The 9,679-nt window shown below is 68.3% G+C and carries 8 protein-coding genes; 4 read left to right on the forward strand and 4 right to left on the reverse strand.

Features of this window, described 5'->3' with window-relative positions; genetic code table 11:
• Positions 1-3: 3 nt before the first annotated feature.
• From EFL95_RS13665 to EFL95_RS13680, 4 genes are read right to left on the reverse strand one after another with little or no spacing between them, the layout of a single operon-like run.
• The gene (locus EFL95_RS13665; RefSeq protein ID WP_123234471.1) at positions 4-828 is read right to left on the reverse strand and encodes an ABC transporter permease; all 825 of its coding nucleotides are present in this window, start codon (positions 826-828) and stop codon (positions 4-6) included.
• Positions 825-1,682, reverse strand: a complete 858-nt coding sequence (locus tag EFL95_RS13670; RefSeq protein ID WP_123234472.1) for an ABC transporter permease — start codon at positions 1,680-1,682, stop codon at positions 825-827. The genes EFL95_RS13665 and EFL95_RS13670 overlap by 4 nt, the downstream gene beginning before the upstream one ends.
• The gene (locus EFL95_RS13675; RefSeq protein ID WP_123234473.1) at positions 1,682-2,812 is read right to left on the reverse strand and encodes an ABC transporter ATP-binding protein; all 1,131 of its coding nucleotides are present in this window, start codon (positions 2,810-2,812) and stop codon (positions 1,682-1,684) included. The genes EFL95_RS13670 and EFL95_RS13675 overlap by 1 nt, the downstream gene beginning before the upstream one ends.
• Positions 2,796-3,968, reverse strand: a complete 1,173-nt coding sequence (locus EFL95_RS13680; protein WP_246004947.1) for a polyamine ABC transporter substrate-binding protein — start codon at positions 3,966-3,968, stop codon at positions 2,796-2,798. Before EFL95_RS13680 ends, EFL95_RS13675 begins: the two co-directional genes overlap by 17 nt.
• 125 nt (positions 3,969-4,093) lie before the next feature.
• On the opposite strand from EFL95_RS13680, the gene EFL95_RS13685 reads away from it, so the two are divergent.
• The 4 genes from EFL95_RS13685 (at position 4,094) to EFL95_RS13700 (ending at position 9,608) form a co-directional block, all read left to right on the forward strand.
• A complete protein-coding gene (locus tag EFL95_RS13685; protein ID WP_246004948.1) occupies positions 4,094-4,543 on the forward strand; it encodes an Lrp/AsnC family transcriptional regulator in 450 nt (149 codons plus the stop codon).
• Positions 4,528-5,847 (forward strand): NAD(P)/FAD-dependent oxidoreductase, encoded by a 1,320-nt coding sequence (locus EFL95_RS13690; protein WP_123234476.1) that lies wholly within the window; start codon positions 4,528-4,530, stop codon positions 5,845-5,847. The genes EFL95_RS13685 and EFL95_RS13690 overlap by 16 nt, the downstream gene beginning before the upstream one ends.
• A 117-nt stretch (positions 5,848-5,964) precedes the next feature.
• Positions 5,965-9,069 (forward strand): S8 family peptidase, encoded by a 3,105-nt coding sequence (locus EFL95_RS20065; protein WP_123234477.1) that lies wholly within the window; start codon positions 5,965-5,967, stop codon positions 9,067-9,069.
• 209 nt (positions 9,070-9,278) lie between these two features.
• A complete protein-coding gene (locus EFL95_RS13700) occupies positions 9,279-9,608 on the forward strand; it encodes a GIY-YIG nuclease family protein (RefSeq protein WP_123234981.1) in 330 nt (109 codons plus the stop codon).
• The last annotated feature ends 71 nt before the right edge of the window (positions 9,609-9,679 follow it).

A 9,679-nucleotide genomic window follows, 5' to 3' on the forward strand; every position in this document is an offset into this window, starting at 1 on the left:
GCGTCATGAGGCGAGCGCTCGTGCCTTGAGCCGGTTGTTCAGCTCGCCGCCGAGCACGATCACGATCGCGATCAGGAACATCAGGGTGCCGATCACGTTGACCTGCATCGGCACCCCGCGCTGGGCGGCGCCGTAGACGAACATCGGGAAGGTCGTCTCCTGCCCGGCGTTCAGGTTCGTGATGATGAAGTCGTCGAACGACAGCGAGAACGCCAGCAGCGCCGCGCCGAGGATGCCGGGCAGCACCAGCGGGAAGGTGATCCGCCAGAAGGTCTCCCGCTCGTTGGCGTACAGGTCCATCGCGGCCTGCTCGAGGTTGTCGTCGAGACCCGCGAGGCGCGCCTTGACCGTCACGATCACGAACGACAGGCAGAACATCACGTGCGCGATGAAGATCGTCCAGAAACCCAGGGTGATGATCTTCGAGCCCGAGATGAACAGCGCCAGCAGCGAGGAGCCCATCACGATCTCGGGCGACGCCATCGGCAGGAAGATCACGGTGTTGGCGAAGGAACGGCCCTTGAAGTCGTGGCGGACCAGGCCGAACGCCGCCATCGTGCCGATGATCGTGGCGACGACCGTCGCCAGCAGCCCGATGCCGAGGCTGAGCCCGACGGCGTGGCACATCCCGGCCGGGTGGCAGGGGTTCGTCCAGTTGTCGAGGGTGAAGCTGCGGAACTTGTAGACGTTCTTCGACTTGCCGGGGTCGTTGAAGCTCATCAGGACCACGACCGCGATCGGCACGAACATGTAGACCAGGACCAGCAGACCCAGGCCGAGGACCACGTGCGCCTTGATCCAGCGCCAGGTGCGAGCCAGCGGACTCATACCAGCTCCTCCGTCCCGGCCCTGCGGATGTAGACCATCACCAGGCCCACGATGAGTGCCATCAGGATCACCGACAGCGCCCCCGCGGCCGCGTAGTCCTGGGTCGAGGTGAACAGGCTCTGGATCGTGTTGCCGACCATCCGCTGACCCGGGCCACCGAGCAGCTGGGCATTGATGAAGTCGCCGGCCGCGGGGATGAAGGTGAGCAGGGTGCCGGCGACGACGCCGGGGAGCGAGAGCGGCCAGGTCACCTTGAAGAACGCCTTGAACGGGTTCGCGTAGAGGTCACCGGCGGCCTCGATCAGGCGGCCGTCGATCTTCTCCAGGCTGGCGTAGAGCGGCAGCACCATGAACGGCAGGAAGTTGTAGACGATGCCGGCCACGACCGCGAACCAGGTGTTCAGCAACCGTCCGTCGCTGCCGAGGATGTGCACCTTCTGCAGGGTGTCCACCACGAAGCCGTGGTCGGAGAGGATCAGCTTCCACGACAGCGTGCGCAGCAGGAAGCTGGTGAAGAACGGCGCGATCACCAGCACCAGCAGCAGGTTCCGCCAACGGCCGGCCTTGAACGCGATCGCGTAGGCGAGCACGTAGCCGATGACCAGGCAGACCAGGGTCGCCAGGCCGGCGTACCAGAGCGAGCGGAGCAGCTCGGGGTAGTAGTTCTTGATCGCGTTGCCGAAGTTGGCGAAGTGGTACGTCACGTCGTAGCCGGTGAGCACCGACCCGTTCGGGTCGAACAGGCTGGCCGAGACCAGCGAGTAGAACGGGATGACGAAGAACAGCCCGAGCCAGATCGCACCCGGCGCGAGCAACCAGTACGCCGTGTAGCGACCCTTGCCCTGACGAGGCATCAGTCGTCCTCGATCCCGGCGTTCACGTCCTGGCTGGCATCGAGCAGGAAGGCGTACTCGGGGCGCCAGGAGAGATCGACGCTCTCCCCCTTGTTGAACAGACGGCGCCGCCCGGTGTTCTGCTCGAAGACCTGCAGCTCCTGCCCCCACGGCATCCGGACCAGGTACTGGGTGCTGACGCCGACGAAGCTGACGTCGGTGACCACTCCGCCGTCGAGGTGGTTGCCCGGCGCGTCGATGTCCTCGCCGACCGCGGCGATCAGGACCTTCTCGGGCCGGATCCCGACCCAGCCGTCGCCCGTTTTCACGTGCGCGCGCTCCTGCGGGATCGAGACGGTGATGCCGTGCATGTCGACCTTGACGAAGTCGCCCTCGGCGCCGAGCACCTTGCCGGCGATCAGGTTGGACTGGCCGAGGAAGTTGGCCACGAAGGTGGTCCGCGGGTTCTCGTAGAGCTCGGCCGGGGCGCCCATCTGCTCGATCACGCCGGCGTTCATCACCGCGACCGTGTCGGCCATCGTCATGGCCTCCTCCTGGTCGTGGGTGACGTGCACGAACGTCAGTCCGACCTCGGTCTGGATCCGCTTGAGCTCGATCTGCATCGCCCGGCGGAGCTTGAGGTCGAGCGCGCCCAGCGGCTCGTCGAGCAGCAGCACGTCGGGCCGGTTGATCAGCGCCCGCGCCAGGGCGACCCGCTGCTGCTGACCGCCGGAGAGCTGCGGCGGCTTCTTCCGTGCCTGCGTCCCGAGCTCGACGAGGTCGAGCATCTCCTTGACCTGCCGGTCCACGTCACCGGACTTGCGACGGCGCAGCCCGAAGGCGACGTTCTCGTAGATGTCCAGGTGCGGGAACAGGGCGTAGCTCTGGAAGACGGTGTTGACCGGCCGCTGGTACGGCTTGGCGTAGGTGATGTCGGTGTCGCCGAGCCGGATCGAACCGGAGGTCGGCGTCTCCAGTCCGGCCACCATCCTCAAGGTGGTGGTCTTGCCGCACCCGGACGGCCCGAGCAGCGCGAAGAAGCTCCCGTGCGGGACGTCGAGGTCGAGCGCCTTGACCGCGGTGAAGGTGGCGAACTCCTTGGTGAGCTGGCTCAGGTGCAGGCTGCGGGAACCCTCAGACGCCTGTGACATTGGAGAACTGCCTCTCGTACTCGCGGGTCTGGAACTCCTTGAGCGCCATGAACCGGTGCGTCTGCTTCAGGGTCTCGTCGGTCGGGAAGATCAGCGGGTTGTCGACGTTGTCCGGGTCGACCTTCTCCATCGCCTTCTGGGCGCCCTTCACGGGGCAGATGTACTGGTTGTAGTCGGCCAGCTTCGCGGCGTTGTGCGGGTCGTAGTAGAAGTCGATCCACTTCTCCGCGTTGCCCTCGCGGGTCGCCAGGTTGGGCACCAGCATGTTGTCGGCCCAGATCATCATTCCCTCCTCCGGAGGGACGAAGACCAGGTTGTCGTCGCCGGCGTTGGCGATGTCGCCGGACCACGCCTCGCACGCCAGCACGTTGCCGGCGGAGAGGTCCTGGACGTAGTCGTTGCCGGTGAAGCGCCGGATCTGGCCGTCGCTGGTCGCCTTCGTGAGGGCGTCCATCGCGGTGTTCCACTGCGCGTCGCTGAACTTCGCCGGGTCGACGCCCTGGCTCAGCAGGATCAGGCCCATCGTGTCGCGCAGCTCGGTGAGCATGGTGACCCGACCGTGCAGGTCCTTGCGGGTCAGCAGCTCGCCGTACTGCTTGACCGGCTTCTTCAGGTACTTCTTGTTGTACGCCAGCCCGGTGAGCCCGCTCTGCCACGGTGCGGAGTAGGTGCGCTTGGGGTCCCAGTCCGGGCTCTTCAGCGAGTCGATGATGTTCTCGTGCAGGTTCGGCACCTTGGCCGGGTCGAGCGGCTGGATCCAGCCGACGTCGATCATCCGGGCCGCCATCCAGTCGGTGAGCACGAACATGTCGCGCTTGGTCGACTCGCAGGCGCCGAGCTGGTTCTTCACCTTCGCGAAGAACTCCGAGTTGTCGTTGACGTCGTCGGTGTAGTGCACCTTGATGCCGGTCTGCTTCTCGAAGTCCTGGAGCGTCGAGCGGTAGCCCTTGTCCGGCTCGTCGATGTACAGCGGCCAGTTCGAGATCACGAAGTTCTTGTCGTGCGCGGACTCGTCGGTCGCCCTGCAGGTGGCCGGGTCCTGCTTGAGACCGGAGGTCCCGAAGCCCTTGAGCGCCAGTACGCTGCCCAGGCCGAAGGCCGTTCCCGCAGCGCCCTTCAGCATCGTCCTGCGGCTGAGCCCGCCGTTGTCCGTCAAGCGAAACCTCCCCAGGAGTCGGACCGGTCCTTGAGGCGCATCGTGGCACGATGACCGGTCTTCGACAAGGGATTCCGTTGTGAAGATCTTGTTTCACAACGAAAACCGCTGAAAGAATGGGAACCATGCCAGCACTCGACGACGTCTCCAAAGCCATCATCGAGCAGCTCCAGCAGGACGGGCGGCGACCGTACGCCCGGATCGGCGAAGCCGTGGGCCTCTCCGAGGCCGCCGTGCGCCAGCGGGTGCAGCGGCTGATCGACTCCGGCGTGATGCAGATCGTCGCGGTCACCGATCCGATGGAGCTCGGCTTCGCCCGGCAGGCGATGATCGGCCTGCACGTCGACGGTCCCCTCGAACCGGTGGCCGACGCCCTCGCCGAGATGCCGGAGATCGAGTACGTCGTGATCACCGCCGGCGGGTTCGACATCCTGGTCGAGGCCGTCTGCGAGAGCGACCAGCACCTGCTCGAGGTGCTCTCCGAGAAGATCCGCACCGTTCCCGGCGTCCGCAGCACCGAGACCTTCGTCTACCTCAAGCTGCGCAAGCAGACCTACTCGTGGGGCGTGCGCTGAGCCCGTCGCTCTGGGCCGACACCGCGCCCGCGCTCGTCGCACGCGAACCTCTGCCCGGACCGGCGACCTACGACGTCGCGATCGTCGGCGCCGGGTTCACGGGCCTGTGGACCGCCTACTACCTGGCCAAGGCCGAGCCCGGCCTGCGCATCGTGGTGCTCGAGGCCGAGCACGCCGGGTTCGGTGCCTCCGGTCGCAACGGCGGCTGGTGCAGCGCACTGTTCCCGAGTCCGGCCGGACCTGAGCTCACCCGGGCGATGCAGGACACCGTCGTCGAGATCGGCGCGGTGCTCGAGGCTGAGGGCATCGAGGCCGACTACCACCGCGGCGGGACGGTGACGCTGGCCCGGTCGCCCTCGCAGTGGCAACGACTTCAGCTCACGGCCACCGCGGACGACCGGCTCCTGGACGCCGGCGAGGCGACGGCGATGCTGGCCGCCACCGACGTGGTCGGCGGGCTGTTCACGCCGCACTGCGCGGCCGTGCATCCGGCCAAGATGGTCCGAGGCCTGGCTGCCGCCGTCGAGCGTCGGGGAGTCACGATCCACGAGGCCACGCCGGTTCTCGCCATCGAGCCCGGCGGCGTCCGCACGGCCGCGGGCCGGGTCACCGCCGACGTCGTCGTCCGCGCCACCGAGGCCTGGACCGCGCGACTGCCCGGAACCCGACGCGCGGTCGCCCCGGTCTACTCGCTGATGGTCGCCACCGAGCCGCTGCACGAGGAGACGTGGGCGGCGATCGGGCTCGCCGACCGGCAGACCTTCTCCGACGGGCGGCACGTGATCATCTACGGCCAGCGCACCGCGGACGGCCGGCTGGCGTTCGGCGGCCGCGGCGCGCCGTACCACCTGGGCTCGCGGATCCAGCCCGGGTACGACCTCGCCCCCCGCGTCTTCGCCACGCTGCGCCGCACGCTCAACGGGATGCTCCCCCAGCTGCCGGCCGCCGGGGTCCGGTTCACCCACGCCTGGGGCGGACCGCTGGGCATCGCCCGCGACTGGCACGCCTCCGTCGGGTTCGACCGCGCCACCGGCCAGGCCTGGGCGGGCGGCTACGTCGGCGACGGCGTCGGTACGACGAACCTGGCCGGCCGCACCCTCGCCGACCTGATCACCGGCACGGCGTCGGACCTCGTCGCACTGCCGTGGGTCGGGCACCGAAGTCCCTCCTGGGAGCCCGAGCCGTTCCGCTGGCTCGGCATAAACGCCGGCCTCAAGGCGATGCAGGTTGCCGACGCCGAGGAGCGGCTGACCCGGCGACCGAGCCTGGTCGCCCGCGCGATGGCCCCGCTGATCCACGGCTGACAGGTGGCCTAGTCAGGTACTAGGCAGGACCCCCGGACAGGCGCATGATGCGGATCACCATTCGCGGTAGGCACCCATCCGCAGTGCTCTGCCGCGCCAACGTGATCGGGGTACGTCATGGTCGGAATCCGGGTTCGTCGTGCTGCTCTCGTGGTCGGGGTCGTCGCCGCCACCGCAGCGGCCAGCACATCGCTGGCCAACACAGCAGCCAGCTCCCCACCGACCGGGGCCCATCGCTTCGTTCGCGTCGCGCACCAGGCGGTGACCGACGCGAACGTCTTCGGCCTCAGCAACAAGCCCGTCACCGTGATGGTGCAGACGAGCGGTGACGCCATCACCGTCGCCCAGGCCAAGGCCGGCCACAAGCTGAGCAAGAGCGAGAAGGCCGCGATCCGCAGCAACCTGGAGAACCGCCAGGCCGGCGTCGAGAAGCAGGTGCGCGCCAAGGGCGGCAAGGTCGGCGCGAGCTACCAGAACGCCTACAACGGCTTCAAGGTGACGATCGCCAGCAAGAAGGCCGCTTCACTGGCCGACATCCCCGGCGTGGTGGGCGTGCGCAAGCTGACGCCCAAGTCCTTCGACAACATCCACGGCGTCCCGCTGATCGGCGCCCCCGCCGCCTGGGACGGCGTCAACGGCTTCAACGGAACCGGCATCAAGATCGGCATCATCGACACCGGCATCGACTACACCCACGCCGACTTCGGCGGCCCGGGAACCGTCTCGGCGTACCAGGCCGCGCTGGCCACCGACGACCAGGCGCCGAACCCGGCGCTGTTCGGTCCGGCGGCACCGCGCGTCAAGGGCGGCACCGACCTGGTCGGTGACAGCTACAACGCCGACCCGACCGACCCGGCCCTGTACCAGCCGGTTCCGCACCCGGACAGCAACCCGCTGGACTGCACCGACCACGGCACCCACGTGGCCGGCACCGCGGCCGGTTCCGGTGTGCTCGCCAACGGCAGCACCTACAACGGCACCTACAACGCGACCACGGTCGCCAACAACAGCTGGAAGGTCGGACCGGGCGTCGCGCCGAAGGCCGACCTGTACGCGATCCGGGTCTTCGGCTGCGCGGGCTCGACCGACGTGGTCGTGGACGCCATCGAGTGGGCCGTGGACCACGGCATGAACGTGATCAACATGTCGCTCGGCTCGCCGTTCGGTGGACCGGACGACCCGGACGCGGTCGCGGTCGACAACGCCACCGCTGCCGGCACGATCGTGGTCACCTCCTCCGGCAACGAGGGACCGAACCCGTACATGACCGGTAGCCCGGGCAGCGCGACCAGCACCATCAGCGTCGCCGCCGAGGACGCCACCCCGTCCTACGCCGGGGTCGACCTGGCGCTGCCGGGCGGTCACGTCCAGGCGATCCTGGCCAACGACGTCGCGGCGAACGGGTTGAGCGCCCCGATCAAGGTGCTCTACAACCCCGGTCCGCACACCGCCGCGAACATCTCGCTGGGCTGCGACCCGGCCGAGTACACCGCAGCGAACGTGACCGGCACCATCGTCGTGGTCAAGCGCGGCACCTGCGCCCGCGTGGCCCGCGCGATCTTCGGCCAGCAGGCCGGTGCCGCGGCGGTCGTGATGGTGAACAACGTCGACGCATTGCCGCCGGCCGAGGGCCAGATCACCTCGAACCCCGACACCGGGGTGCCGTACGACGTGACGATCCCGTTCCTGGGCGTGAAGTCGAGCGACGCCGGTGCCCTGGTGGCCGCTGACGGCGCCATCGCGACCACGACCGACAACCAGATCGCCAACCCGACCTTCCTGGGCACCGCGAGCTTCAGCTCGGCCGGCCCGCGGTCGGGCGACAGCGCCCTGAAGCCGGACGTGACCGCTGCCGGCGTGAGCGTGGTGTCCGCAGGCATGGGCACCGGCAACGGCCCGGCCACCATCTCCGGCACCTCGATGGCCTCGCCGCACGTGGCCGGAGCTGCTGCCCTGGTCCGCCAGGCGCACCCGACCTGGGGCAAGGTGGCCTACTGGAAGGCCGCGCTGGTGAACACCGGAGACCCGACCCTGGTGTCCGACTACAGCACCCGCAGCAACGGAACGGGTGCCGCCCAGGTGCAGAAGGCGGTGAAGACCCAGGTGATCGCCACGGCGGCCGACGACGGCACCGCGACGCTGAGCTACGGCTTCGCCGACCTCGCCCAGGACTTCAGCCGGCAGCGGCTGATCACCCTGCGCAACTTCGGCAGCACTGCGGTCACCTTCAAGGTCACCCACCTGCTGGACGCGGGCAGCCCGCACACCTTCACCTCGTCGATGGCTTCGGTCACCGTCCCGGCGAAGGGCACCAAGTCCTTCGGGGTCACCCTCAAGGTGCCGGCCAAGACCGTCGGTGACGCCACCGACTTCCGCGACGCCTCCGGCATCGTGCGGCTGACGCCGACGACGGGCCAGAACGGCAACGTGGCGCTGAGCATGGCCTACTACCTGGTCCCGCGGGCTGACTCGAACCTGAAGCTCAGCCTGAACATGACCACGCTGAAGACCAAGCACACCTCCACCGCGAGCATCACCAACAACCCGGCGCCCATCGCCGGGAACGCGGACTGGTACGCCTGGGGCACCTCGGACGTCAAGGAAGCCGATCTCGGCTCCGACGACATCCGCGCCACCGGGGTCCAGACGTTCCCGGACGACGGCGTGCTGGCGTTCGGCATCTCGACCTACAAGCGCTGGTCGAACGCCGCTGCCAACGAGTTCGACACCTACGTCGACGTCGACGGTGACGGCAACGACGACTACGTGGTGGTCGTGGCCGACGAGGGTCAGGTGACCGCGGGCGACGCCAACGGTGTCGCAGCCGTGTTCGTCTTCAACCTCGCCACCGGGGAGGGCACCGAGGACTTCCTCGCTGACGCCCCGACCGACAGCCAGTCGATGGCGGTGCCGGTGCTGTTCGACCAGCTCTGCGACCCGGGCTCGCCGTGCCTCACCGCCGGCAGCGGGAAGATCCGCTACTACACGGTCTCCTTCGGCCCCGACGGAACCACGGACGCACCTGAGCAGATGGCGACGTTCAACGTGCTGCACCCGGCCATCAGCACCGGGATGTTCAACACGGTGGCGCCGTACAAGACGGTCAAGCAGGTCGTCACGCTCGACCCGGCCCAGTACCTGCTGGCGCCGCCGAAGGGCGTGATGGTGATGTCCCACGACAACCGCAGCGACCTGGAGACCGCGACGCTGGCGCTCCCCTAGGTCAGACCCCGTGCTGGTTGAGCCTGTCGAAACCAGGTGACCAGCACGGGGTACGGCCAGGCGCTGGACGCCAGTCCGTGCTGGGCGCCCGCCAGTTCGTGCTGGGCGCCCGCTCCCCAGATCGGGTATCGCTTGTCGAAACCCGGTTCGTCCACAGGTCCGACCGGCAGCTGTGCGGGCTGAAGGCGGAACCGTTGAGGGTTCCAGGCATGCCTTTCACCTACATCCTCGAGTGCTCCGACGGGTCGCTCTACGTCGGCAGCACGTGGAACCTCGAGCGGCGCCTCAACGAGCACAACCTGGGCGTCGGCGCCAGGTACACAGCCAAACGCCGTCCTGTCCGGCTGGCGTGGGCCGGCGAATTCGAACGGATGCCGGACGCCTTTGCGTTCGAGAAACAGCTTCAGGGATGGTCCCGAGCCAAGCGGCAAGCGGTGATCGACGGCAGGTATGCGGACCTGCCCGGACTGTCGCGGTGTTCCGCCGAACCGTCCACGGATCAGGTTTCGACAGGCTCAACCAGCACAACGCCGGACTGAGCGCGACCCGGATCAGGTTTCGACAAGCTCAACCAGCACGACGCCGGACTGAGCGCGACGCGGAACCAGGT

This window comes from Nocardioides marmorisolisilvae (genome assembly GCF_003725775.1).
In the GTDB taxonomy this organism is placed as follows: Bacteria; Actinomycetota; Actinomycetes; order Propionibacteriales; family Nocardioidaceae; genus Marmoricola; species Marmoricola marmorisolisilvae.

Excerpts from the sequence above, each read along its gene's own strand:
- EFL95_RS13665 (WP_123234471.1), bottom strand. The coding sequence starts at position 828 with ATGAGTCCGCTGGCTCGCACCTGGCGCTGGATCAAGGCGCACGTGGTC.
- EFL95_RS13670 (WP_123234472.1), bottom strand. The coding sequence starts at position 1,682 with ATGCCTCGTCAGGGCAAGGGTCGCTACACGGCGTACTGGTTGCTCGCG.
- EFL95_RS13675 (WP_123234473.1), bottom strand. The coding sequence starts at position 2,812 with ATGTCACAGGCGTCTGAGGGTTCCCGCAGCCTGCACCTGAGCCAGCTC.
- EFL95_RS13685 (WP_246004948.1), top strand. The coding sequence starts at position 4,094 with ATGCCAGCACTCGACGACGTCTCCAAAGCCATCATCGAGCAGCTCCAG.
- EFL95_RS20065 (WP_123234477.1), top strand. The coding sequence starts at position 5,965 with ATGGTCGGAATCCGGGTTCGTCGTGCTGCTCTCGTGGTCGGGGTCGTC.
- EFL95_RS13700 (WP_123234981.1), top strand. The coding sequence starts at position 9,279 with ATGCCTTTCACCTACATCCTCGAGTGCTCCGACGGGTCGCTCTACGTC.